At 67.3% G+C, this 23965-nt stretch carries 19 protein-coding genes; 10 read left to right on the forward strand and 9 right to left on the reverse strand.

The annotated features are described in order from the left end of the window. Together BS38_RS0112665 and nboR are read left to right on the forward strand one after the other, a co-directional pair. Positions 1 to 1005 (forward strand): transketolase-like TK C-terminal-containing protein (locus BS38_RS0112665; protein ID WP_028271143.1); only part of this gene is annotated, 1005 nt, incomplete at its 5' end. A gap of 83 nt (positions 1006 to 1088) precedes the next feature. After that, positions 1089 to 1700: a nicotine blue oxidoreductase gene (nboR, locus tag BS38_RS0112670; RefSeq protein WP_028271144.1), complete on the forward strand. Its 612-nt coding sequence runs from the start codon at positions 1089 to 1091 to the stop codon at positions 1698 to 1700. Positions 1701 to 1732: 32 nt separating this feature from the next. On the opposite strand, the gene BS38_RS0112675 is transcribed toward nboR, so the two are convergent. From BS38_RS0112675 to BS38_RS0112705, 7 genes are all read right to left on the reverse strand, one after another. Then, a complete protein-coding gene (locus BS38_RS0112675) occupies positions 1733 to 2383 on the reverse strand; it encodes a uracil-DNA glycosylase (RefSeq protein ID WP_028271145.1) in 651 nt (216 codons plus the stop codon). Between the two features lie 95 nt (positions 2384 to 2478). Next, a complete protein-coding gene (locus tag BS38_RS0112680; protein ID WP_028271146.1) occupies positions 2479 to 3462 on the reverse strand; it encodes an aldo/keto reductase in 984 nt (327 codons plus the stop codon). A gap of 7 nt (positions 3463 to 3469) precedes the next feature. Then, entirely contained in the window at positions 3470 to 6322 is a 2853-nt protein-coding gene (locus tag BS38_RS0112685; RefSeq protein WP_028271147.1) for a molybdopterin-dependent oxidoreductase, read from the reverse strand. Between the two features lie 2 nt (positions 6323 to 6324). Next, a complete protein-coding gene (locus BS38_RS0112690; protein WP_028271148.1) occupies positions 6325 to 7395 on the reverse strand; it encodes an FAD binding domain-containing protein in 1071 nt (356 codons plus the stop codon). Next, entirely contained in the window at positions 7386 to 8696 is a 1311-nt protein-coding gene (locus BS38_RS0112695; RefSeq protein WP_028271149.1) for an XdhC family protein, read from the reverse strand. Before BS38_RS0112695 ends, BS38_RS0112690 begins: the two co-directional genes overlap by 10 nt. Before the next feature lie 218 nt (positions 8697 to 8914). Next, positions 8915 to 10426, reverse strand: a complete 1512-nt coding sequence (locus BS38_RS0112700) for an NCS2 family permease (RefSeq protein WP_028271150.1) — start codon at positions 10424 to 10426, stop codon at positions 8915 to 8917. Between the two features lie 14 nt (positions 10427 to 10440). Then, positions 10441 to 10935, reverse strand: coding sequence for a nucleoside deaminase (locus tag BS38_RS0112705; RefSeq protein WP_028271151.1), 495 nt, complete (start codon positions 10933 to 10935; stop codon positions 10441 to 10443). 408 nt (positions 10936 to 11343) lie between these two features. Between BS38_RS0112705 and BS38_RS0112710 the strand changes: the two genes are divergently transcribed. Both BS38_RS0112710 and ligD read left to right on the forward strand, forming a co-directional pair. Continuing rightward, complete coding sequence (locus tag BS38_RS0112710; protein ID WP_028271152.1) at positions 11344 to 12708, forward strand: 8-oxoguanine deaminase; 1365 nt, start codon at positions 11344 to 11346, stop codon at positions 12706 to 12708. 42 nt (positions 12709 to 12750) lie between these two features. Next, positions 12751 to 13995 (forward strand): non-homologous end-joining DNA ligase, encoded by a 1245-nt coding sequence (gene ligD / locus BS38_RS0112715; protein WP_028271153.1) that lies wholly within the window; start codon positions 12751 to 12753, stop codon positions 13993 to 13995. Between the two features lie 9 nt (positions 13996 to 14004). Here ligD and BS38_RS0112720 read toward each other — a convergent pair whose 3' ends face one another. Next, positions 14005 to 14199: a hypothetical protein gene (locus tag BS38_RS0112720; protein WP_028271154.1), complete on the reverse strand. Its 195-nt coding sequence runs from the start codon at positions 14197 to 14199 to the stop codon at positions 14005 to 14007. A 362-nt stretch (positions 14200 to 14561) separates the two neighbouring features. On the opposite strand from BS38_RS0112720, the gene pucL reads away from it, so the two are divergent. From pucL to BS38_RS25080, 4 genes are all read left to right on the forward strand, one after another. Further along, entirely contained in the window at positions 14562 to 15470 is a 909-nt protein-coding gene (gene pucL, locus BS38_RS0112725) for a factor-independent urate hydroxylase (protein WP_028271155.1), read from the forward strand. A 163-nt stretch (positions 15471 to 15633) separates the two neighbouring features. Further along, a complete protein-coding gene (locus BS38_RS0112730; RefSeq protein ID WP_028271156.1) occupies positions 15634 to 17139 on the forward strand; it encodes a nucleobase:cation symporter-2 family protein in 1506 nt (501 codons plus the stop codon). Positions 17140 to 17242: 103 nt separating this feature from the next. Beyond that, positions 17243 to 18067 (forward strand): MurR/RpiR family transcriptional regulator, encoded by an 825-nt coding sequence (locus tag BS38_RS0112735; protein WP_028271157.1) that lies wholly within the window; start codon positions 17243 to 17245, stop codon positions 18065 to 18067. Positions 18068 to 18193: 126 nt separating this feature from the next. Then, entirely contained in the window at positions 18194 to 19756 is a 1563-nt protein-coding gene (locus BS38_RS25080; protein WP_043438575.1) for an NCS1 family nucleobase:cation symporter-1, read from the forward strand. 162 nt (positions 19757 to 19918) lie between these two features. Here the strand turns inward: BS38_RS25080 and BS38_RS0112745 are convergent, their stop codons facing one another. Further along, the gene (locus BS38_RS0112745) at positions 19919 to 20674 is read right to left on the reverse strand and encodes an IclR family transcriptional regulator (RefSeq protein WP_011693256.1); all 756 of its coding nucleotides are present in this window, start codon (positions 20672 to 20674) and stop codon (positions 19919 to 19921) included. Positions 20675 to 20895: 221 nt separating this feature from the next. On the opposite strand from BS38_RS0112745, the gene BS38_RS0112750 reads away from it, so the two are divergent. Both BS38_RS0112750 and aceB read left to right on the forward strand, forming a co-directional pair. Further along, positions 20896 to 22338 (forward strand): NAD-dependent malic enzyme, encoded by a 1443-nt coding sequence (locus tag BS38_RS0112750; RefSeq protein ID WP_028271158.1) that lies wholly within the window; start codon positions 20896 to 20898, stop codon positions 22336 to 22338. Between the two features lie 26 nt (positions 22339 to 22364). Continuing rightward, positions 22365 to 23963, forward strand: a complete 1599-nt coding sequence (gene aceB, locus BS38_RS0112755) for a malate synthase A (RefSeq protein WP_028271159.1) — start codon at positions 22365 to 22367, stop codon at positions 23961 to 23963. The last annotated feature ends 2 nt before the right edge of the window (positions 23964 to 23965 follow it).

The following is a 23965-nucleotide window of genomic DNA, read 5'->3' on the forward strand; positions in this document are numbered from 1 at the left end:
GAAGCCGGCGCCGTCGCAGCCTTCACCGCCGCCGGCACCGCCTACGCCACCCACGGCGTGCCGCTGATCCCGGTCTACGTGTTCTACTCCATGTTCGGCTTCCAGCGCACCGGCGACGCCTTCTGGGCAGCCGCGGACCAAATGACCCGCGGCTTCATCATCGGCGCCACCGCAGGACGGACCACCCTCACCGGCGAAGGCCTCCAGCACGCCGACGGCCACTCCCCCATCCTCGCCGCCACCAACCCGGCAGTGGTCACCTACGACCCCGCCTACGGCTACGAAATGGGCCACATCGTCCGCGACGGCATCGAACGCATGTACGGACCGGCTTCCGAAGGAAACAACGGAACCGGTTCAGCTGCTGACCGCAACCTGATGTACTACATCACCGTCTACAACGAACCCATCACCCAGCCCAACGAACCGGAGAACCTCGACGTCACCGGCGTCCTGAAAGGCATTTACCGGGTGTCGGCGTCGGACGCTGAGGGTCCGAGGAGCCAGATCCTGGCGTCAGGCGTTTCGGTCCCGTGGGCGCTGGAAGCCCAGCGGATCCTGGCCGAGGACTGGGGCGTCTCCGCCGACGTCTGGTCCGTCACGTCCTGGAACGAGCTCCGCCGTGACGGCCTGGCGGCCGAGGAGGAGGCCTTCCTGAACCCCGGCGAACCGGCCCGGATCCCCTTTGTAGCCCAGCAGCTGGCCGATGCGCAGGGCCCCGTGGTGGCGGTCTCGGACTACATGAAGGCCGTCCCGGACCAGATCCGGCAATTCCTGCCGCATCAGTTCGCCTCGCTCGGCGCGGACGGCTTCGGCTTCTCCGACACCCGCGCCGCGGCCCGCCGCTTCTTCAAGAACGACACCCACTCCATCGTGGTGAAGACGCTGCAAATGCTCGCGGCGAGGGGCGACGTGGAGGAGGGCGCGCCGTCGTACGCCATGGACCGCTACAAGCTCCTGGACGTCAACGCCGGGACCACCGGCGGAGCGGGCGGCGACGCCTGACCTGCGAATCCACATGACAGATGACGGCAGTGTTCCCGCGGCACACTGCCGTCACCTGTCATGTCGCTGGATAGGCTGGGGCGATGGCTGACTCACTGGAACCGCGCACGACGGCGGTGCTGCTCGCCGCCGGGGCGGGCACCCGTTTGGGACGGGGACCCAAGGCCCTGCTGCCGTTCCGCGGCGGCACCCTGGTGGAAGTGCTCGCCGGGGTTCTGCTCGACGGCGGCTGCCGCGAGGTCGTGATCGTCCTCGGCGCCGACGGGGCGGGAGTCGCAGAAACCGCGGATCTGGGCCGTTATACCGTCGTCGAAAACCCCGATTGGGAGTCCGGGATGGGCGGTTCGTTCCGCGTAGGTGTGGGGGCTGCGCCAGCCGGGGACCACGTGCTGATCGCGCTTGTCGACCAGCCCGGCCTGACTCCGGAAACGGTGTCCCGGCTCTTGGCAGCGCACCGGCCGGGCCGGGTGACTGCCGCCGCCTACCGCGCGCCGGACGGGTCCCTGGAACGGGGTCATCCGCTGCTGCTGGACGCCGCCTTGCGTACCGAAGCGGCGGAATCAGCAAGGGGCGACGCCGGCGCACGGTTCTTCCTCAAGGCGCACCCGGAACTTATCGACCTGGTGGACTGCAGCGACCAGTCCGGCGGCGACGACCTGGACTCAACGGACCAGCTGGGGCTGCTCGGCCAATAGCCCCGGCCGGCAATCCCCAAACCCGCATTCACTCAGGCCCGCACCCCGGCCGCGAGCAGCTCCTCCAATCCGCGCTTGAACCCGGACCGGCCGCCGTGTGCGGGATGCCTGATCTTCGGCACGTCCAGTCCGGACCGTTGCAGGCTGCGGTGCGCCACGTTGCCCACTGCCACCACGGTTTCAATGGGAAACAGCTCCGTCAGCGCCTGCCAAAACGGAGTCCCCAGGATTGCCTCGGCGGCCGTGGGCGTCCGGTTGGACAGGGGACGCCCGGGTACGTGGGTGTGCCACGGGCAGGCGCTCCACAGCACGGGCAGGAAATCCAGCTCGGCCAGCACCTCCCACATCACCGTGGCCGTGGGCTCCGCAGGAATCCCCGCGGCATCCGGCGGCAGCACGTAGCCCTTCCCCGGACCGAACAACCCGAAGCTGTTGGCCGGGCCCTCGAACATGGTGCGGCTGGTGAAGGGAACACCGGTGATCCGCATGCCCCTGAAACCGGGAGCCTCACCCACCAGCAGCACCCTCGGACGCCGCTCCAGCATTTCGCCCAGATACAGCTCCAGGTTGCGTCGGCGCTGCGCATTTTCCGGTACGGCGTGATCGAAGAAATTGTTGCACCCCGGGCCTGTGGCCACGGCTGCGAGCCGCTCAATGAACGCCTCAACGGACCGCGTGCTCACACTAGCCCCCGCCCAAGCGCGAACGGGCAGATAATGCCCGCAAACCGCCGGTTTGGGGTCATTATCTGCCCGTTCGCGCTCAAGTGAGTGACCGGCTACCAGCGCGGGTGGATCGACTCGCGGAAGTAGCGGTCGTAGATTTCGTGGACGCCGACGTCGAACGTTGCGTCAATGCCGCTGACGGCCGCGGCGGCGGCATTGGAGCGGGCCTGTTCCACGTTGCGCGCGCCGGGGATCACCGTGCTGACGCCGTCCTGCGCAGCGATCCAGGCGATCGCCGCCTGGGCGGTGCTGACGCCGTCGGGTACCAGTTCCTCGAACTCGGCCACCGCCTTGAGTCCCTGCCCGAAGTCGACGCCGGAGAAGGTCTCCCCGACGTCGAACGCGGAGCCGGTGCGGTTGTAGTTCCGGTGGTCGTCCGCCGCGAAGGACGTGTCCGCGGTGTACTTGCCGGAGAGCAGGCCCGAGGCGAGCGGGACCCGGGCAATGATGCCCACCCCGGCTGCCTCGGCCGCGGGCAGCACTTCGTCCAGCGGCTTGAGCCGGAAGGCGTTGAGGATGATCTGCACGGTGGCCGTGCCGTCGTGGCGCATGGCCTCGAGGGCTTCCTCGGTCCGCTCCACGCTGACGCCGTAGTTCCGGATGGCACCTTCGGCCACGAGCGTGTCCAGTGCGTCATAGACCTCGGCGTTGCTGTACACGGCGGTGGGCGGGCAGTGCAGCTGGACCAGGTCCAACTGCTCGACGCCCAGGTTGCGCCGGGACCGGTCGGTCCACTCGCGGAAGTTGGCGAGGTTGTAGTTCTCCGGCTGCTGCTCCATCCGGCGGCCCATCTTGGTGGCCACCGTGATGTCCAGGCCGGGGTTGTCCGCCAGGAACGCGCCGACGGCCTGCTCGCTGCGGCCGTCGCCATAGACGTCCGCCGTGTCGAAGAACGTAACGCCCTCTTCCACGGAGGCGGCCAGGATGGCCTGCGCCTGTGCGGGGTCCACGTTGCCCCAGTCCGCCCCGAGCTGCCAGGTCCCCAGTCCAACGATGGAGACGTTCCGTCCGGTCTTGCCCAACAATCGCTTTTCCATCATCCGACTATAGGCCGTTAGCGCTCTCAAGGCGCGGAGTCAGTCCCGCTTCCTTCAGCCCCAGGTAGATCTTGTCCCGTGCGATGGGGAGCTCGGCAAACCTCACCCCCGTGGCGTTCCGGATAGCGTTGGCGAGCGCCGGGGCCACGGGATTGAACGGGCTCTCGCTCATCGATTTCGCCCCGAGCGGGCCCAGTTTGTCGCTGGTCTCGGCGAAATAGACCTCGCTGCGGGGCACGTCCGCGAAGGTGGGGATGTGGTACTGCCGCAGGATGTCCGTGGTGACCTTCCCGCCGTCGTCCACTTTCACTTCCTCGTACAGCGCCGCGCCGAGGGCCTGCGCGATCCCGCCTTCGATCTGGCCGCGGCACTGCCGCGGGTTGACCACCACGCCGGCGTCGGCGGCCTGCACGCTCTGCAGGATCTTCAGTTCGCCGGTGCCGGTGTTGACTGCCACCCGGAAACCCTGGACGTTGAACGCCACCGATCGCGGTGTCCCGCCCCAGTGCCCCTCGGTGGCGAGCTCGACGCCGGCGGCTTCGGCGGCGTCGAAAATATCCGTCAGCGGCACCCGGGCTCCTTCGCACACCACGGCGTCCTCCTCCAGCACGACGCCGGAGGCCTGCACCTGGCGGATGCCCGCGGCGAACGCCCGGATCCGGATGGCGAGTTCTTCCGCCGCAGCCAGCGTGGCCTTGCCGGCCACCACGGTTCCGGCGGAGCCGAAGGCGCCAGTATCGTGCTGCACCAGGTCGGTGTCCGACTGCCGCACCGTGATCCGCCCCGCTGTCGTGGACAGCGCGGTGGCCGCGAGCTGCGCGTGCACGGTGGTGGTGCCGTTGCCGAATTCGGCGGTCCCGACGTCGGCGGCGTACGTTCCGTCTTTGAGGAGCCGGAGCCTGGAGTGGGCAAAGTGGCCGCGCGGCGGGACCGTGTCGATCATGGACAGCGCAGTCCCCTCCCCCGTGACCCAGTCCGGGCCCAGGTCATCGAGGCCGGCGGCCCGGTACCGCTCGAGTCCGCGGGCTAGGGCGTCCTGGACCAGGCTGGTGCACTGGTCCAGGCCGTAGCTGCCGTAGTGCACGTCCTCTTCCGGTTCGGAGTGCGTGGAGAGCATGTCGTCGCCTTCGAGGACCATGTTGCGGCGGCGGAACTCCAGCGGATCCATCCCGATTCCGGTGGCGAGCTCGTCGATGCCGGACTCGATGGCGAAGATCATCTGGCTCAGCCCGTAGCCGCGGAACGCCCCGGACGGCACCGTGTTGGTGTACACCGCGTGGGCGTCCACCTTCTTGTTCGCGCACTTGTACACGCCCAGGGATTCGCCGCAGCCGTGGAACATCACGCCCGGGGCGTGGTTGCCGTAGGCGCCGGTGTTGGTGAGCACGTCCAGCTGCAGCGCGGTGAGCCTGCCGTCCCTGCTGGCACCGGCTTTGAGGTGGATGGTGAACGGGTGCCGGGTGGTGGCGGCCGTGAACTGTTCGGTCCGGGTGAATTCGAGCTGCACCGGTCGCTTCAGTTTCAGCGCGGCAAGGGCCACGACGTCCTCGGTGAGCACCTCCTGCTTGCCGCCGAAGCCGCCGCCCACCCGGCCGGCCACCACGCGGATCTGCTCCTCCGGCAGGCCAAAGACCCGGGACAGCGTGCGCCGGACCAGGAACGGGACCTGGCTGGAGGTACGGACCTGGAGCCGCCCGTCGTGGTCCACGGAGGCGATCGCGGCATGCGTTTCCAGCGCAGTATGCTGCACGCGGTGGGTCCGGTAAGTCTGTTCATGGATGAAGTCGGCCTCGGCAAACCCGGCGGCAACGCTGCCCAGTTCCGAGTGCAGCTCCGCCACGACGTTCTGTTCGGGCCGGCTGATGCGCGCCGCGGCCGCGTCCTTTTCGCCGTGGACCGCCGGGGCTCCGGGGCGCATGGCTTCCTCCGGCGTGAAGACCGCGTCCAGCACCTCGTACTCGACGTCGAGGGCGCGCACGCCGGCTTCCGCCGCCGCCACGGAATCGGCGACGACGGCGGCAACCTTCTGCCCGATGAACCGGACGACGTCGTCCAGGACGCGCGTATCGTCCGGATCGTCGGTGTACAGCTCGTGCTGGGCCGTGGAGAACAACTGCGCCGGCGCGTCCTCATGGGTGAAGACGGCCACCACTCCCGGGATCTCCAGTGCGGCAGTTGAGTCGATGGACAGCACCCGGGCATGGGCGTGCGGCGACCGCGCGAGTTTCAGGTGCAGCAGCCCGGGCAGTTCCTCGGCGGGGACGTCCAGGGTGTAGCGGGCCTTTCCTGTCACGACGGCGAGGCTCGCCGGGGCGGGAACGTCGTCACCCAGCTGGCCCGGCTTGGGCTCCGGCTGCCCTTCGCCGGCGATCCCCGAACCGGGGCCCTTGGGGTCCGGGTGTCCTTCACGGCCGCAGACGGCGTCCTCGATGGCCCGGTATCCGGTGCAGCGGCAGAGGTTGCCCTTGAGGTTCCGGGCCAGGTTCTCCGTCTGCTCCTCGTCGAAGGTCGCGGCCGTCATCACCATGCCGGCGGTACAGAATCCGCACTGGAATCCCTGGCGCTCCAGGAACTGCTGCTGCATCGGGTGGAGCTCGCCGGCGGTTCCGCAGGTGCCGGCGAGCCCCTCGACAGTAGTGACGGAGTGCCCCTCAGCCCGGACGGCAGGGTAGATGCAGCTGTGAACGGGAGTGCCGTCCACGTGGACCGTGCAGGCGCCGCAGTCGCCGCCGTCGCAGCCTTTCTTGACGCCGAAGTTGCCCTGCTCTCGCAGGAAGGTGCGCAGGCACTGGCCGGGACGCGGCTCGGCGTCGGCCGGGACGCCGTTGATTTCAATGGCGCGGGTGGTCTGGTTGGCCATGCTCAGGCCCCTTCCTGCTGTGGCGAAGCCTGCGGTGAAGACGTTTGTTGTGGTGAACCGTGCCGGGGCGAAGCGATTTGCTGGGGCGACTTGCGCTGGGGCGGTTGTGGCTGCGGCGGCCAGAAGTCCCCGGAGACCCGGACCGGCGGAACCCCCGCAGGGGCTGCCAGTTCCGCCCTGATTTCCTCCGCGAGACGGTAGGTCATGTCCTTCCGCCAGGCGGGCAGGCCGTGGATGTCGTCGTGGTACAGCTCCGCCGGAATGGCGGCGTCGAGCGCGTCGACGAGCGCGGCCGCGGAAACCGCCGCAGAGGCCTGATCCCGCGTCGGGACACCGGCCCGCGTCGCGGCGGGAAAGCGCAGCTGCACGGGCCGCTTGGTGGCGGCGGTGACGGTGAGGACCAGGGTGCCGTCGGCGTCGAGCCTTCCGATCAGCAGCACCCCGGACCGTCCCAGGTTGCTCAGCGACAGGCGCCGGAATGCCACCCGGGACGCCAGCGCCGACGCCGGGAGGCGGATGCTGCGCAGGAGCTCACCGGGTGCCAGGCAGTTTTTGCCGTCCCCGGTGACGAAGGCGGCCACAGGAACCGTGCGGCTGGCACCGCCCGGGCCCAGAACCGTGGCCTGGCCGTCGAGGGCGGCGCACATCGAGATCATCGGCCCGGCCGGCAACGAAGTGCAGAGGTTGCCGCCCACCGTGGACATGTTCCACACCTTGAAGGAGGCCACGAAGGAGTCGCAGCACGGCCGGATGAGGTCCAGGGCGGGCCAGGAGGCTGCCTTGTCACGGCTGGCGGAGGCGGACCCGGCGGCGGTCGCCACGGCCTCGGACTCCGGCAGGGCATAGAGTTCGGCCACCGTGCAGGTTGCCGCAAGCTCGATGCCGGCGTCCGTCACCGTGACGGCGGGCCAGCCGGCGTCGCCAAGGTCCAGCAGCCGCCGGAGCGGCTCCTTGCCGAAGGCGAGGCTCCCGTAGGAGAAGAGGACTGTCCCGCCGGCGAGCCAGGCATCGCCGTCGCGCCATTCTGCCGGGTCCTGGGTGCGGACCACGGCCTCGATGGTGTTCATGTCCATGGGGTCTCCTGGTGTTGCGGGGTGTTGAGGTTCTGAGTTGTGACGGCCTGAAGGGGTCCGGTGTGATGAGACCCGGCGTGGATCGGGCCGGTGCCGTCCTTCAGCGATGAAGCCTGGACGGATGCACCGGCGGAGCGGCTGCGGCTGGCCACGAGTTCGGCGGTGATGGACACCGCCACTTCGGCCGGGGTGACCGCGCCGAGGTCCAGTCCGATGGGCGAATGCAGCCGGGAGAGGTCTTCGGTGCTGACTCCGGCGGCAAGCAGTGAGTCGACGCGCTGGCGGTGGCTGCGGCGCGATCCCATGGCGCCCACGTAGGCCAGGTCCAGGCCCAGCGCTGTGCGGAGCAGCGGAATGTCAAACTTGGGATCATGGGTCAGGACGCACGCCACGGTCCGGGCGTCGATCCGTCCGGCCGCTGCTTCCTCGGCCAGGTACCGGTGCGGCCAGGCGGTGACCACCTGCTCCGCACCGGCGAACCGTGCCTGGCTTGCGAAAGCCGGCCGGGCGTCGCACAGGGTCACGTGGTAGCCGAGCAACTGTGCGGCGGGCAGCAGGGCGGCACCGAAGTCGTTGGCGCCGAAGATCAGCAGCCGGGCGGGTGGCAGCCGGCTCTCCACCAGCAGGGTGATCGGTTCCGGGCCGGTGGCCGGGCCGGTCCCTGCTTTTTGTGGCACGGTTGTGCCGGAAAGGCACCCCTCCGGCGGGGCAAGCCGCACCAGGCCGGTGCGCCCGCCGCGCAGTAGCGGTTCCAGCTGGGCAGCAGCAGCCCGTGCCAGGCGTCCGGCCTCCGGCGCACCGGTGGAGGCCAGCCCCAGCAACGCTGCAAGTTCGGCCGAAGAATCCGCCCGGAAGCTTGCCGGATCCGGGATCACGACGGCGCCGCCCCCGTTGGCGTCCACCCGCCGGATCAGCGCGAGGGCGCTCGCGGGTCCGGGACCGGCCAGGGTCCGCAGGTTCTCCAGCCGGAGCCCGCCGGGCGCCGAGCCCAGCGGCTCGATATGGATCTCCAGCTCACCGCCGCAGGTCAGCCCGACGGCGAACGCGTCCTCGGCGCTGTAGCCGAAAAACTCACGGCGCGTGCCGCCGTCGTGCATTGCCTGCAAAGCCGCCTCCACCACGGCGCCTTCAACGCAGCCGCCGGACAGGCTGCCCAGCACGTCGCCGGCCTCGGACACGAGCATGGACGTGCCCAGCGGCCTCGGCACGGATCCGCCGGCGCCCACCACGGTGGCCACTGCGCAGCGCTGGCCGGTAACGGCCGGCTGCCACTCCCTGAGTGAGGGCATCAGATCCAACATTGCTGCACTCCCTTTTCCTGTGCGGCGATGGTGTCCATATTCTCGTTCCTATCCTGCGCCGGGGGAAGCACCGGCAGTTGTTGCGCCTGCGTCAGTTTCGTTGCAGTTTTCGCTGCGGTTTGGTGGACCGGCATTTTGGTGGACCGGGGCCGGCCCCATCTGCCTGCCCCGGTCCGGTCTAAGGGTGTTCCTACGCGCGGGTTCCTGCGCCCGGAGTGCTACGCACCCAGCAGGGCGTTGATGGGACCGCGGGCGAAGTACACCAGGAAGCCGGCGGTGACCACCCACATCAGCGGGTGCACCTTCCGGATCTTCCCCGAGCAGGCGCTGATGACCGCCCAGGAGATGAAGCCGACGCCGATGCCGTTCGCGATGGAGTAGCTCAGCGGCATCGTGACAATGGTCAGGAACGCCGGCAGCGCCACGGAGAACTTGCTGAACTTGATCTCGCGGATCTGGGCCATCATCATCGCGCCCACCACCACCAGGGCGGCGGCAGCAACTTCCAGCGGCACCACGGAGGTGAGCGGGGTCAGGAACATCGAGCCCAGGAACAGCACGCCCGTCACCACGGAGGCCAGCCCGGTGCGGGCGCCCTCCCCGATGCCCGCCGCGGAATCGATGTACACGGTGTTGGACGAACCGGACGTCGCGCCGCCGGCGACGGCTCCCAGGCCTTCGACAATAAAGGCCGACTTCAGCCGCGGGAACGTGCCGTCCTTGTGCGCCACGCCGGCGCTCTTGGCCAGGCCGGTCATGGTGCCCATGGCGTCGAAGAAGTTGGTGAACACCAGCGTGAACACCAGCATGGTCGCGGCGAGCCCGCCGATCCGGCCGAAGGCGCCGAACAGGTCGAACTGGCCCACCAGGGACAGGTCCGGGGCGGACACCAGGTGGCCGGAGAGGACAGGGGTGTTCAGGTGCCAGCCGCCGGGGTTGCCCGCGCTGCCGGGGCCGATCTTCATCACGGCCTCAACCACGGCCGCCAGTGCGGTGGTGGCCACGATGCCGATCAGCAGGCCTCCCTGCACCTTCCGGGCCACGAGGACTCCCATGACCAGCAGGCCCACAATGAACACCAGGGTGGGAACCGAGGTGATGGATCCGTTGTCGCCCAGCTGGACCGGAGGACCGGCCGTGGTGGCCCGGACAAAGCCGGAATCCACGAATCCGATGAAGGCGATGAACAGGCCGATGCCCACCGTGATGGCGGCCTTCAGTTCCTTGGGGACTGCCCGGAAGATGGCCGTCCGGGCGCCGGTGACACCGAACAGGACGATCAGGATGCCGTTGATGACCACCAGGCCCATGGCCTCGGCCCAGGTAACCTCCTGGATCACGGCCACGGCCAGGAAGGAGTTGATGCCCAGCCCGGCCGCGAGCCCGAAGGGCAGGTTGGCGATCAGCCCGAACAGGATGGTCATAACGCCGGCGGTGAGGCCGGTGACGGCACCCACCTGTGCTGCGGACAGCCAGCCGCCGGCAACATCGGTGGGGGCGTTGTCCGCGCTGAAGCCGCCAAGGATCAGCGGGTTCAGGATGACGATGTAGGCCATGGTGAAGAACGTGACCAGGCCGCCGCGCACCTCGCGGGCCACAGTGGAACCGCGCTTGGTGATGTCGAAGAAACGGTCCAGGAAAGCGTTCGTCGGCTGCGGGCGCTTGGGGGCGGCAGGCTGTTGCCCGTTGCCTTGCGGATGTCCGCCCGTGGTGGTGTCCAGGATTGTCATCTCAGCCACCGGCCCTAGTAGTCAATCCTGGAGTCGAGCGTATTCCAGGTGTTGAAGGGTTCGAGGATCGGCGGTGCCTGCGGGTCGTCGAGTTCCAGCTTGGCCACCGGCATGAGCGCGTCGCGCCCGCCGTTTTCGAAGTACTCGTAGAACACGGCGTCGTCGAAACCCACGGACGCGGCGTCGTGCCGGTCCGCCGCAAACACCACCCGCTCCACCCTGGCCCACAGCGCTGACGCCAGGCACATGGGGCACGGCTCGCAGCTGGTGTAGAGGGTTGCGCCGGTGAGGTCGAACGTGCCCAGCTCGCTGCAGGCGCGGCGGATGGCCGTGACTTCGGCGTGGGCTGTGGGGTCATTCGTGGCGGTGACGCGGTTGACGCCGCCGAACGTTTTTCCGTCTGCCGTGACGATGACGGCGCCGAACGGGCCGCCGCTGTTCAGGACGTTGGCCGTGGCCAACCTGATTGATTTGGCCAGGTAATCCTGGGCCGTGACGGTGGTACTCATGATGCGACTCCCTTTGCTGGGAAGCCGGTACGCCGAGGTGGGACGAAATGGCCAGATGCGACGGTTACCAGGCTTCAGCATGTGCTTTTGAAGGTTAAGTTGCGCCTGGTAGATAGCTTCCCCGGAGTCCGGGGGCCCGCCTTTGGCAAAATCGAGATTAGCACCGGAACGTGAGCTGCGCCATAGGTTTTGGAAAGTTAATTTCGTGATGTGAAATTGCGTCGGCCTGGCGGGGCCCCGGAAGGGGCCGCAGGCTGTCACAATCCAGTGCGTTGACGCGGCGCTTCCCGCCGTCCTACGCTGATGCCCAACCGGCGCCCGCTTTAGCCTGCGCCGGGAGCCTGGATCAGCAGACAGGCCCTCACTGAGCTGGCATTTCATCCGCACGCTCAGACAGGAATCCCGTTTATGGCTACCCAACCCTCCGCACACCGGCTCTGGATCCGGAATCCGCTCGCGGCCTTTACCGCCAACACCCTGGACGCCTCCGGCGGCATCGTGGTGAGCGGCGGAGTCATCACGGAAGTGCTTGCCGCCGGCCAGCTACCGTCCGCGCCCTGCCAGGAAACGTTCGACGCCGGCAGCCACGTCCTGCTGCCCGGCCTGATCAACACGCACCACCACTTTTACCAAACGCTTACGCGTGCCTGGGGTCCGGTGGCCAACGCCCCGCTGTTCCCGTGGTTGCAGAACCTGTACCCGGTCTGGGCGCGGCTGACGCCGCGGGACCTGGAACTGGCCACCACTGTTGCGCTCGCGGAGCTGCTGCTCTCCGGCTGCACCACCGCAGCGGACCACCACTACCTTTTCCCGGACGGCATGGAGGACGCCATCGACATCGAGGTCCGCGCGGTGCGGGAGCTGGGCATGCGGGCCACGCTCACCCGCGGCTCCATGACGCTCGGGGAGGACGACGGCGGGCTGCCGCCGCAGTCCACCGTCCAGGCGCCGGAGGTCATCCTGGCCGACAGCGAGCGGCTGATCCGCGAGTACCACGAGCGCGGCGACGGCGCCGTGATCCAGATTGCCCTGGCCCCGTGTTCACCGTTTTCCGTGACGAAAGAGATCATGGCCGAGAGCGCCTTGCTCGCCGAGCGGCACGACGTCCGGCTGCACACGCACCTGGCCGAAACCCTGGACGAGGAGGACTTCTGCCGGGAGATGTTCGGCCTGCGCACGGTGGAGTACCTGGAGAGCGTGGGCTGGCTGACGGACCGGACCTGGCTGGGCCACGGCATTCATTTCAGCGACGCGGAAATCGCCGCGCTGGGAGCCGCGGGCACCGCCGTCGCGCATTGCCCCACCTCCAACATGCGGCTGGCCTCAGGCACGGCGCGTGTGCTGGAACTGGAGGACGCTGGAGTCCCGGTGGGGCTGGGAGTGGACGGATCGGCGTCGAACGATGCCTCCAACATGATCCTGGAGGCGCGGCAGGCGCTGTACCTGCAGCGGCTGCGCTACGGCGCGCAGGTGCCGGTGGAGCGTGCGCTGGGCTGGGCGACGCGGGGCTCGGCGGCGGTACTGGGCCGCGGTGATCTGGGGCAGCTGGCGCCGGGGATGCAGGCGGACCTGGCCCTGTTCAGACTCGACGAGCTGCGGTTCTCCGGCAGCCACGATCCGGTGGCCGCGCTCCTGCTGTGCGCGGCAGACCGGGCAGACCGGGTGATGGTGGGCGGCCAGTGGCGGGTGGTGGACGGGCAGATTCCGGGACTGGATCTTTCTTCGTTGATTGCGAAGCACTCGGCTGCGGCGCGGAAGCTGGTGAACGGGTAGGGGCCCTATGCCCGGGCATCCGTTCGTTGCTAGCGTGACGGAATGAACCCGTCGAAGACTCCGGCCGAGATCCTGGCGATTGACGGCACCGAGGTTCGCATCTCGAGCCCCGACAAGGTGGTGTTCCCCGAGCCGGGGCTGACGAAGCTCGACCTGGTGCGCTACTACCTCGCGGTCGCGGATGGTGCACTGCGCGGCGCGGGCGGCCGGCCCATGGTGCTCAAGCGCTTCCCGAAGGGCATCGACGCCGAGCCGTTCTTCCAGAAGCGCGTGCCGGAAAACCATCCCGGTTTCATCGAGACGGCAACACTGCACTATGCGTCCGGGACATCGGCCGAAGAGGCCGTCATCCGGGATGCCGCAGGCCTTGCCTGGGTGGTGAACCTTGGCTGCCTCGACCTCAATCCGCATCCCGTGCGCGCCGAGGACCTCGAACATCCCGACGAGCTCCGGGTGGACCTCGATCCGATGCCCGGGGTCGGCTGGTCGCAACTGGTCGACGTCGCCTATGTGGCGCGTGAGGTGCTCGACGACGCGGGGCTGGTCGGGTGGCCGAAGACGAGCGGGTCGCGCGGGCTCCACATCCTGGTGCGCATCGCACCGCAGTGGTCATACCGCGACGTGCGGCTCGCCGCAGAGACGCTCGCCCGCGAGGTGGAGAACCGCGCTCCCGGACTCGCCACCGCGCGGTGGTGGAAGGAGGAGCGCGGCGAGAGCGTGTTTGTCGATTTCAACCAGAACGCCAAGGACCGCACAGTGGCATCGGCGTACTCGGTCCGGCCGCTGCCCGATGCCCGGGTTTCGACGCCGCTCACCTGGGACGAGGTCCGCACCACGCGGCCGGAACAGTTCACGGTGCTCACCGTGCCGGAGCGGTTCGCAGCGGTGGGCGACCCGCACGCCGGGATCGACGACGCGGCGGGTTCACTCGACGGGCTTCTGGCGCTGGCAGCACAGCTCGGCCCGGCCGAGAAAGCGCCGCGCAGCGGAGACGCCGCAGGCCGCCGGCAGTCGGTGATGCCGCTGATCGAGGTGGCCCGGACCAGGACCAAGTCCGAGGCGCTTGCCGCGCTGGACGAGTGGAAGGCCCGGCATGCGGACGTTGTCCCGGACCTGCATCCGGCCGACGTACTGGTCGATGGAATGCGCGGCTCAAGCTCGCTCTGGTACCGGGTGCGGGTGAATCTTCAGCACGTTCCGGAGGCGGAGCGTCCGCCGCAGGAGGAACTCATCGCCGACTACGACCCCTGGGCGGGCAAGGTGTGGCCGGGGCGTACCGAGTCCTGAGGTCCGCCGCTATGGCCGGCGACGCGGGCCGCCGAAGCCCGGCAGGCCGTGGACCCAGCGCGAGAACCGGCCCGGGACGTGCTCCCGGTCTGCGGGCAGGTAGAAGTCCGGATCCGTTCCGCCTCCGAGGGGGAGGTAGAACTCCTGGACTGAGGGTGCCGCCGTCTGTGCCGGTGCAACCGGCGTCGTGTCCTGCTGGTACATCTGATCCTCCTCCAAGGTGGTTGATAGCGTTCTTCGAATTTCCACAAAATGGAAAATAACTTTTGCTATGCGAAATAGCGTAGAACGCCCCCTGGCCGTTCGTCAATGGTTCCGGGCATCGTCGGTCACAATCGGATTTTTCAAGGAGTGATGTACACCACGGCAAAGCTCGGCTACGCTTTAAGTCAACTCGTGGCGTAGGTCACGTAACCTGGGAGCAGCAGGCAGGGTCGTAATGAGCTGGCGTCATTGGATGCCGGCTCTTTTTTGTTGGGTCGGCTCCATCAGAAACGCGTGCGAAACACGCGCTTAATTTCAATGATGGAACCTAGGTTCCACATCACGGAAGTTGGGAACAGACCATGAGCAGCAAAATCATCCTCGGCCAGAACCAGTACGGCAAGGCCGAAGTCCGGGTTGTAAAAATCACTCGCGACACCGACCGCCACGAGATCGAAGACCTGAACGTCACCTCGCAGCTGCGCGGGGACTTCGCCGCCGCCCACCTCGAAGGCGACAACAGCCACGTCGTTGCCACGGACACGCAGAAGAACACCATCTACGCGTTTGCCCGTGAAGGCGTCGGCTCACCGGAGGCCTTCCTCCTGCGGCTGGGCGAGCACTTCACGTCCAGCTTCGACTGGGTCACCGGCGGCCGCTGGGAAGCCGAGTCCTACAGCTGGGAGCGGATCCAGGCCCACGGTGCCGAGCACGACCACTCCTTCGTGCGGAAGGGCCAGGAAGTCCGCACGGCCGTCCTGGTCCGCGACGGCGCGGCAGCACACCTCATCTCGGGCCTGAAGGACCTCACCGTCCTCAAATCCACCCAGTCCGGCTTCGTCGGCTACCCGCGGGACAAGTACACCACCCTGCCGGAAACCACGGACCGCATCCTGGCCACGGATGTTTCCGCCCGCTGGCGCTTCAACGCCAACACCGACTACAGCTCGCTCGACTTCAACAAGAGCTACGAAGACGTCAAGAGCCTGCTGCTGGAAGGCTTCACCGAGAAGTACTCCCACGCCCTTCAGCAGACCCTGTTCGATATGGGCGCCAAGGTCCTGGAAGCACACAGCGAGATCGACGAAATCAAGTTCTCGATGCCCAACAAGCACCACTTCCTGGTGGACCTCTCGCCGTTCGGCCTCGACAACCCCAACGAGGTCTTCTTTGCCGCCGACCGCCCGTACGGCCTGATCGAGGCCACCGTCCAGCGCGAGGACGCCGCCCCGGCGGACATCGCCTGGTCCGGTATCGCCGGCTTCTGCTAAGCCGCACCTCGGTGGTTGAGCCTGTCGGGACCCCCGGTTTCGACAGGCTCAACCACCGGGCATTCGTTGAGTGAGCCCGTCGAAACCCACCAACGATCCACAACTGTTAGCCAGACACCGTTAGCCAGACAAAGACGTCTGCCATGAACCAAGAAAGTCTGCCATGAACACCAAGAAGAAATCCGGCGCTGCAACGGCCGCCACCGGCCGCAAGCAGTCCGACCGCCCCGAAGACCAGCGGCTGCCCCTCGGAAGCACGTTCGCCTACGGCTTCCAGCACGTGCTCACCATGTACGGCGGCATCATCGCCCCGCCGCTGATCATCGGCGCAGCCGCCGGCATGTCGTCCCAGGACATCGGCCTGCTGATCGCCGCCTGCCTTTTCGTCGGCGGCCTGGCCACCATTCTCCAGACGGTCGGCATCAGGTTCTTCGGATCCCAGCTGCCCCTGGTCCAGGGCGTGTCCTTCGCCGGTGTTTCCACGATGGTGGCGATCGTCCACGGCGGCGGCGGGATCCAGGCGGTGTTTGGCTCGGTGATTGCGGCTTCGCTGATCGGCCTGCTCATCACCCCCCTGTTTTCGAAGATCATCCGCTTCTTCCCGCCGGTGGTCACGGGCACCGTCATCACCACCATCGGCCTGACGCTGATGCCGGTCGCGGCCAACTGGGCCATGGGCGGCAACAACAAGGCGCCGAACTACGGCAGCATGGCCAACATCGGCCTTGCCGCAGCCACCATGGCGATTGTGCTGCTGCTGAGCAAAGTGGGCAACGCCGCCATCTCCCGGCTTTCCATCCTGCTGGCCATGGTGCTCGGCACGGGGATTGCGTTCGTCTTTGGCATGGCCGATTTCTCCAAGGTGGGCCAGGGCGAAATCGTCGCGTTCCCCACCCCGTTCGCGTTCGGCCCGCCCACGTTCGAAATCGCCGCGATCATCTCCATGCTGATCGTCATCCTGGTGACGCTCACCGAGACCTCTGCGGACATCATCGCCGTGGGCGAGATCGTGGGCACCAAGGTTGACTCCAAGCGCATCGGCGACGGCCTGCGGGCGGACATGCTCTCCAGCGCCATCTCCCCGCTGTTCAACTCCTTCACCCAGAGCGCCTTCGCCCAGAACGTGGGCCTCGTTGCCATCACGGGCGTCAAGAGCCGCTTCGTGGTCAGCGCCGGCGGCCTGATCCTGGTGATCCTGGGCCTCCTGCCGGTTCTTGGCCGGGTGGTCGCAGCGGTGCCGACGCCCGTCCTGGGCGGCGCCGGCGTCGTACTCTTTGGAACTGTTGCCGCCAGCGGCATCCGGACCCTTGCCAAAGTGGAGTACCGGAACAACATGAACCTGATCATCGTGGCGGCGTCCGTGGGCTTCGGCATGATCCCGATCGCTGCGCCGGCGTTCTACGACAAGTTCCCGTCCTGGTTCGGCACCATCTTCCACTCGGGCATCAGCTCGGCCGCGGTCATGGCCATCCTGCTGAACCTGCTCTTCAACCACCTCAAGGCCGGCAATTCCGAGAACCAGTCCGTCTTCGTGGCCGGCACCGGCCGCGTGGTCCGCGAAGAGGACCTCAAGTGCCTGGCCGACGGCGACCGTTACGAGGGCGGCAAGCTGATCGACTGCGACGGCAAGGAAGTCCCGGTGGAGTCGGCGTCGAAATCTGACCACTAAGCCCGCAGGCGACCCAAGAAGCGCGAGCGGACAGTTGCGGCCCCTTTCCGAAGGGCCGCAACTGTCCGTTCGCGCTTTGCCTGTCCTGTGAGACGGTTGTTTCATGAGGATCGATGAACGGATCGAACGGCACTATGCAGAGCTGAGCCCCCAGGAGCAGAAGGCGGCGGACACGCTCCTGGACCGCCTCGGCGACCTCGCCGTCTACAACGCCGCGGAACTTGCACGCCTCAGCGGGGTCTCCAAGGCAACCATGAGCCGGCTGTTCCGGCGGCTCGGCTTTGAGGATTTCAACGAGGTCAAGGAACACACCCGGTCCATCCGTTCCAGCGGCATGCCGTTGGGTCCGCAGTCGTCCGACGGCGGCCTGGCCGCCCATTTCGGGCAGGAACAGGAAAACCTGCGCCGCCTGGCCGAATCACTTGACGAGGACAAACTCTCGGAGGCCAGCGGCAAGCTCGCCGGCGCCGGAACCGTGCTGCTGCTCGGCTTCCGCAACAGTTTTCCCGTGGCGCTGCACTTCCGGCAGCAGCTCCTCCAGTGCCGCCCGGCCGTGGCCGTGGCGCCGCAGCCCGGGCAGAGCATCGGCGAAGAGCTCGCCGGCCTGGGCGCGGGGGACGCGGTGGTGCTGTTCGGCTTCCGACGGCGGCCTGCCGGGTTCAGTAAAGTCCTCCAGGCAGCGTCCGCCACCGGGGCAACCACGGTTCTGATCGGGGACCCGAGCGCGCGCCGGCTGGCCGCGGACGCCACGCTGTGGCTCGAGTGCCCGGTGGACGGCGCGCAGGCCTTTGACAGCTACGCCGCTGCCATGAGCCTGGTCAGCGTCCTCGCGAACGGCGTCCTCATAGCCTCGGGACGTCCCGGCCGCGAGCGCGTCCGCGAGGTCACGGCCCAGTTCGACGCCCTGGGCGAGATCGAAGCGAAGTAGGTCGAGGCCAAGAGGCGACGTAAACAGGAATTGTTGCACCAGAAACAGCACTGAAACATTGGTTCCATCTAATTGAAAGCGTGAAACGGCCGGATCGGCGGCTGTCCCAATCTTTCAGAGGAAACCATGACAGACTCCGCGATGGCCGCACCCCGGGTTGAAGCGCCCGCCCGCACCGGCCAGCTCCCCGACTACGATCCCCGGCTCAGCAACGAGGACCTGGTCCCGCTGAAGAACCAGCGCTGGACCAGCTACAACCTGTTCGCGTTCTGGATGTCAGACGTCCACAGCATCGGCGGCTACGTCACGGCAGGCAGCCTCTTCGCCCTGGGCCTGGCCAGCTGGCAGGTCCTCGTGGCACTGCTGGCGGGCATTGTGATCGTCAACATCTTCTGCAACCTCGTGGCCAAGCCCAGCCAGCTGACCGGCGTCCCGTACCCGGTCATCAACCGGGCCGTCTTCGGCGTCAAGGGCGCCAACATCCCGGCCATCATCCGGGGACTGATCGCGGTTGCCTGGTACGGCGTCCAGACGTTCCTTGCCTCCGAGGCCCTGGTGATTGTCTTCCTCAAGTTCTTCCCCGGCATGGCACCGCTGTACGACGTCGAACAGAACGGCTTCCTGGGACTCTCCGCCCTGGGCTGGATCTGCTACGGCATCCTCTGGGTGGCCCAGGCTGCGCTGTTCTGGAACGGCATGGAAAGCATCCGCAAATTCATCGACTTCGCCGGTCCCGCCGTCTACGTGGTGATGCTGGTCCTGGCCATCTACCTGGTGTCCAAGGCCGGCATCGGCAACATCAGCCTGAATCTTTCCAGCGGTCCGCCCCTGGACTTTGCCGCCTCCATCCCCGTGATGATCTCCGCGATCGCCCTGGTGGTCTCCTACTTCTCCGGCCCGATGCTCAACTTCGGCGACTTCGCCCGCTACGGCAAGAGCTACAAGGCGGTCAAAAAGGGCAACCTCCTGGGGCTGCCGGTGAACTTCCTGTTCTTCTCGCTCCTGACCGTCATCACGGCGTCGGCCACCATCCCGGTGTTCGGGCGCCTCATCACGGACCCGGTCAAGACGGTCCAGGAAATCGACACCGTCTTCGCGGTGCTGCTGGGCGGACTGACCTTCGTCATCGCCACCGTGGGCATCAACATCGTGGCCAACTTCATCTCGCCCGCGTTCGACTTCTCCAACGTCAGCCCGCAGAAAATCAGCTGGCGCGCAGGCGGCATGATTGCCGCCGTCGGCTCCGTCATCCTGACCCCGTGGAACTGGTACTCCAACAACGACGCCATCCACTACACCCTCGGCGTCCTGGGCGCCCTGATCGGCCCGCTCTTCGGCATCCTGATCGCCGGGTACTACGTGGTGAGCCGGCAGAAGGTCTGGGTGGACGACATGTACACGCTGAAGACCACCGGCCGGTACTGGTTCCGGAACGGCTACAACCCGAACGCGGTCAAGGCGGTGGCCATCAGCGGCGCCATCTCCATCGCGTCCGTGGTGATCCCCAAGATCCTGCTCGACACCGGTGCCACCGCAGTGAACGCGACCTGGATCGGCAACTACAGCTGGTTCCTCGGCTGCGCGCTCGGCTTCCTCGTCTTCAGGGCGCTGGAGCGCAAGTCCCCGATGATCTCGCTCGAGCCCGCCGGCGTGGACAGCGGCGCGGTCAGCGACGGCACGCTGGCTTAGCACCCGCCGCCGTCGAACCCCGAATCCTGAACCCTCACGTTGTCCAAGCGCGAACGGACACTTGCGGCCCCCTTCCGTCAGGAAGACGGGCCGCAAGTGTCCGTTCGCGCTGGGAGGAGGGGGCTTAAGTGTCCGTTCGCGCTGGAAGTACGACGGCGGGGGTCAGTTTTGGTTGAGCTCGTCCGAGATCGCCTGGGCTGCTTCGCGCAGCAGCGGCACGGCGCGTTCGGCGAAGGACTGGTCCACGCGGGACACCGGCCCGGACACGGAAATGGCCGTGGGCGTCGGCGCGTTGGGGACTGCCATCGCAAAGCAGCGGACGCCGATCTCCTGCTCCTCCTCATCGATGGAGTAGCCGCGTTCACGGATGAGCTTCAGGTCCAGGAGCAGGGAGTCGATGTCGCCGATGCTCTTGGGGGTGGGCGTCGGCATGCCGCTGCGCTGGACGATCCCGCGGACGGTCTCGTCATCCAGCTGGGCCAGGATCGCCTTGCCCACGCCGGTGGCGTGGGTGTGGGCGCGGCGGCCCACCTCGGTGAACATGCGCATGGAGTGCAGGGACGGCACCTGGGCCACGTATATGACCATGTCCGAGTCCAGCACCGCCATGTTGGACGTCTCCCCCAGCCGGTCCACGAGGGACTTGAGCTGCGGACGGGCGAGTGCGCCGAGCTGCTTGTTGGCGCCTTCGCCGAGCCGGATGAGCCGCGGGCCGAGGGCGTAGCGGCGGTTGGGCAGCTGGCGGATGTAGCCCAGGGTGACCAGCGTGCGCAGCAGGCGGTGGATGGTGGGAAGCGGCAGGTCAGTGGAGGACGAGAGCTCGCTGAGCGTGACGTCTCCGCCGGCATCAGTGATCAGTTCCAAAAGTTCGAAGACGCGCTCAACGGACTGCACGCCTCCCGGGGCTTTTTCAGCCATAACCGTGGTCTCCTGCGGTATCGGTTCCGACAACTCTTATCCACATCGTGAAAAAAATTGCTTAGAAGACCCAAGATACAGCACGCGCAAGGCTCCGTCGATGCACCTTCAGGGCTTGTGTTTCCACAAAGTAGATAATAATATCCATAATACGAAAACATCTGATTGAGCAGTACGCCCGGAGGCACTCAGCGTCCGGGCCCGACGAGGAGGAACATTCAATGGCGAACCCGAGCCCCGGAAATTCGATCACCCTGCGCGTTGAGGCGCCGTCCAGCTTCACTGCGACCAGCGAACTGGCCGCCGCCGTCGGAGCTGCCGGCGCAGCCATCACCGCCCTGGACGTCACCGAGTCCCACCACGAGACCCTGGTTGTGGACGTCACCTGCAACACCACCGACGACGAACATGCCGCCCGCGTCAAGGATGCCCTGAACGCACTCGACGGCGTCACGGTCCAGCACGTCTCCGACCGCACCTTCCTGATGCACCTCGGCGGCAAGCTCGAGGTTGTCCCGAAGGTTGCCCTCCGCAACCGCGACGACCTCTCCCGCGCCTACACCCCCGGCGTCGCCCGCGTCTGCCTGGCCATCGCGGAGGACCCCTCAGCGGCCCGCAACCTGACGGTCAAGCGCAACACCATCGCCGTCCTTACCGACGGGTCGGCCGTCCTTGGCCTGGGGAACATTGGCCCGGCCGCTGCCCTGCCCGTCATGGAAGGCAAGGCCGCCCTGTTCAAACAGTTCGCCAACGTTGATGCCTGGCCGGTCTGCCTCGACACCCAGGACACCGAAGAAATCATTATGATCGCCAAGGCCATGGCCCCGGTCTACGGCGGCATCAACCTCGAAGACATCGCCGCCCCGCGCTGCTTCGAGATCGAAAACCGCCTCCGCGAGGAACTGGACATCCCGGTGTTCCACGACGACCAGCACGGCACGGCAATCGTCACCCTGGCCGCACTCGTCAACGCCCTCCGCGTGGTGGGCAAGAAGCTCGCCGACGTCAGGATCGTGGTGTCCGGTGTCGGCGCCGCAGGCTCGGCCATCATCCAGCTCCTCAAGGCCCAGGGCGCCCAGCACATCGTCGCCGCCGGCCGCTCCGGAGCCATCCACTCCGGCGAGGAATACAGCGACGAACACCGCAGCTGGATCGCGGCCAACACCAACGAAGAAGGCTTCTCCGGCACGCTGCACGAGGCACTCGTCGGGGCGGACGTCTTCATCGGCGTCAGCGCCCCGCACGTCATCGGCGAGGAGCAGGTGGCCGCCATGGCCAAGGATGCGATCGTTTTCGCCATGGCCAACCCCACCCCGGAAATCGACCCGGTGGTAGCGTCGAAGCATGCGGCAGTGGTGGCTACGGGGCGCAGCGACTTCCCCAACCAGATCAACAACGTCCTGGCATTCCCGGGCTTCTTCCGCGGGCTGCTCGACGCCGGCGCCTCGGACATCACGCCGGACATGCTGGTGGCCGCAGCCGAAGCCATCGCCAACCGCGTGGCTGACGACGAACTCAATGCCAGCTACATCATCCCCAGCGTTTTCGACCCGCACGTTGCCGCCGACGTGGCCACGACTGTAGCCAACGCGGCGCACGCAGCCAAGGCCGCCGCAGCCCCGTCAGCCGCAGCAAACGCAGCCCTAGAACCCGCCAACGCCTGATTCGCAGCCCAGAAAGGACCCGGACAATGGCTCTCTCAGTCACAGACCCGCAGCCGATTGCACGAGCAGAGGAAATCCTCACCCCGAAGGCCCTGGCCTTCGTCGAGGAGCTCCACAAGCGGTTTGCGGGCACCCGCGCCGAACTCCTCAAAGCCCGCGTGGCCAAGCGCGAGCAGGTGGCCCGGACCGGAAAGCTTGATTTCCTGCCCGAAACCAAGGATGTCCGCGCGGGCGACTGGAAGGTGGCGCCGGCACCGGCCGCGCTGCAGGACCGCCGCGTGGAAATGACCGGCCCTGCCTCGCCGGCCAAGATGGCCATCAACGCCCTCAACTCCGGTGCCAAGGTGTGGCTGGCCGACCTCGAGGACGCCAGCACCCCCACCTGGGCCAACGTCATCGACGCGATCCTGAACCTCCGCGATGCCGCCGCGGGGACCCTGAGCTACACCTCCCCCGAGGGCAAGGAATACCGGCTCCGCACCGACGCGCCGCTCGCCGTCGTGGTGGCCCGTCCCCGCGGCTGGCACATGGATGAGCGCCACCTCCTGCTCGACGGCGAACACACCGTGGGTGCGCTGGTGGACTTCGGCCTGCACTTCTTCCACACCGCCAAGCAGCTCCTCCTCAACGGCCAGGGCCCGTACTACTACCTGCCGAAGATGGAGAGCCACCTCGAGGCCAGGCTCTGGAACGAGGTGTTCGTCTTCGCGCAGGACTTCCTGGGCATCCCGCAGGGCACCATCAAGGCCACCGTGCTGATTGAGACCATCCCGGCAGCTTTCGAGATGGACGAGATCCTGTACGAGCTCCGCGACCACGCCGCAGGGCTTAACGCCGGCCGCTGGGACTACCTGTTCAGCATCATCAAGTACTTCCGCGACGCCGGCGCCAGCTTTGTGCTGCCGGACCGCGCCACCGTGGCCATGACGGCACCGTTCATGCGCGCCTACACGGAGCTGCTGGTCAAGACGTGCCACCACCGCGGCGCCTTTGCCATGGGCGGCATGGCGGCCGTCATCCCCAACCGCAAGCAGCCCGAGGTCACCGCCCAGGCGTTCGAGAAGGTCCGTGCGGACAAGACGCGCGAGGCCAACGACGGCTTCGACGGCTCCTGGGTGGCCCACCCGGACCTGGTGCCGGTCTGCCAGGAAGTGTTCGATTCCGTCCTGGGCGAGCGGCCCAACCAGCTGGACAAGCAGCGCCCGGAGGTCAGCGTCACGGCGGACCAGCTCCTGGACATCGCCTCGGCCGACGGCAAGGTCACCGAGGCCGGGCTTCGCCTGAACCTCTACGTCGCGGTCGCATACACGGCCGTGTGGATCTCCGGCAACGGCGCGGTGGCCATCCACAACCTGATGGAGGACGCCGCCACGGCCGAAATCTCCCGTTCGCAGGTCTGGCAGCAGATCCGCAACAGCGTGGTCCTGGCCGATACCGGAAACGCGGTCACACGTGAACTGGTCAGCACCATCCTGGCCGAGGAGACCGAAAAGCTCCGCGGCGAAGTGGGCGAGGAGTCATTCGTCAAGTACTACAAGCCGGCCAGCGACCTGATCGGGGACATCTGCCTGTCCGAGGATTACACCGACTTCCTCACCACTCCGGCCTACGAACTGGTGGGCTGAGG

This window comes from Arthrobacter sp. UNC362MFTsu5.1 (genome assembly GCF_000685965.1).
In the GTDB taxonomy this organism is placed as follows: domain Bacteria; phylum Actinomycetota; class Actinomycetes; order Actinomycetales; family Micrococcaceae; genus Arthrobacter.

Excerpts from the sequence above, each read along its gene's own strand:
- pucL (WP_028271155.1), top strand. The coding sequence starts at position 14,562 with ATGAGCAGCAAAATCATCCTCGGCCAGAACCAGTACGGCAAGGCCGAA.
- BS38_RS0112720 (WP_028271154.1), bottom strand. The coding sequence starts at position 14,199 with ATGTACCAGCAGGACACGACGCCGGTTGCACCGGCACAGACGGCGGCA.
- BS38_RS25080 (WP_043438575.1), top strand. The coding sequence starts at position 18,194 with ATGACAGACTCCGCGATGGCCGCACCCCGGGTTGAAGCGCCCGCCCGC.
- BS38_RS0112700 (WP_028271150.1), bottom strand. The coding sequence starts at position 10,426 with ATGACAATCCTGGACACCACCACGGGCGGACATCCGCAAGGCAACGGG.
- BS38_RS0112735 (WP_028271157.1), top strand. The coding sequence starts at position 17,243 with ATGAGGATCGATGAACGGATCGAACGGCACTATGCAGAGCTGAGCCCC.
- BS38_RS0112705 (WP_028271151.1), bottom strand. The coding sequence starts at position 10,935 with ATGAGTACCACCGTCACGGCCCAGGATTACCTGGCCAAATCAATCAGG.
- BS38_RS0112680 (WP_028271146.1), bottom strand. The coding sequence starts at position 3,462 with ATGGAAAAGCGATTGTTGGGCAAGACCGGACGGAACGTCTCCATCGTT.
- nboR (WP_028271144.1), top strand. The coding sequence starts at position 1,089 with ATGGCTGACTCACTGGAACCGCGCACGACGGCGGTGCTGCTCGCCGCC.
- BS38_RS0112745 (WP_011693256.1), bottom strand. The coding sequence starts at position 20,674 with ATGGCTGAAAAAGCCCCGGGAGGCGTGCAGTCCGTTGAGCGCGTCTTC.
- BS38_RS0112730 (WP_028271156.1), top strand. The coding sequence starts at position 15,634 with ATGAACACCAAGAAGAAATCCGGCGCTGCAACGGCCGCCACCGGCCGC.
- aceB (WP_028271159.1), top strand. The coding sequence starts at position 22,365 with ATGGCTCTCTCAGTCACAGACCCGCAGCCGATTGCACGAGCAGAGGAA.
- BS38_RS0112750 (WP_028271158.1), top strand. The coding sequence starts at position 20,896 with ATGGCGAACCCGAGCCCCGGAAATTCGATCACCCTGCGCGTTGAGGCG.
- BS38_RS0112695 (WP_028271149.1), bottom strand. The coding sequence starts at position 8,696 with ATGTTGGATCTGATGCCCTCACTCAGGGAGTGGCAGCCGGCCGTTACC.
- BS38_RS0112690 (WP_028271148.1), bottom strand. The coding sequence starts at position 7,395 with ATGGACATGAACACCATCGAGGCCGTGGTCCGCACCCAGGACCCGGCA.
- BS38_RS0112685 (WP_028271147.1), bottom strand. The coding sequence starts at position 6,322 with ATGGCCAACCAGACCACCCGCGCCATTGAAATCAACGGCGTCCCGGCC.
- BS38_RS0112710 (WP_028271152.1), top strand. The coding sequence starts at position 11,344 with ATGGCTACCCAACCCTCCGCACACCGGCTCTGGATCCGGAATCCGCTC.
- ligD (WP_028271153.1), top strand. The coding sequence starts at position 12,751 with ATGAACCCGTCGAAGACTCCGGCCGAGATCCTGGCGATTGACGGCACC.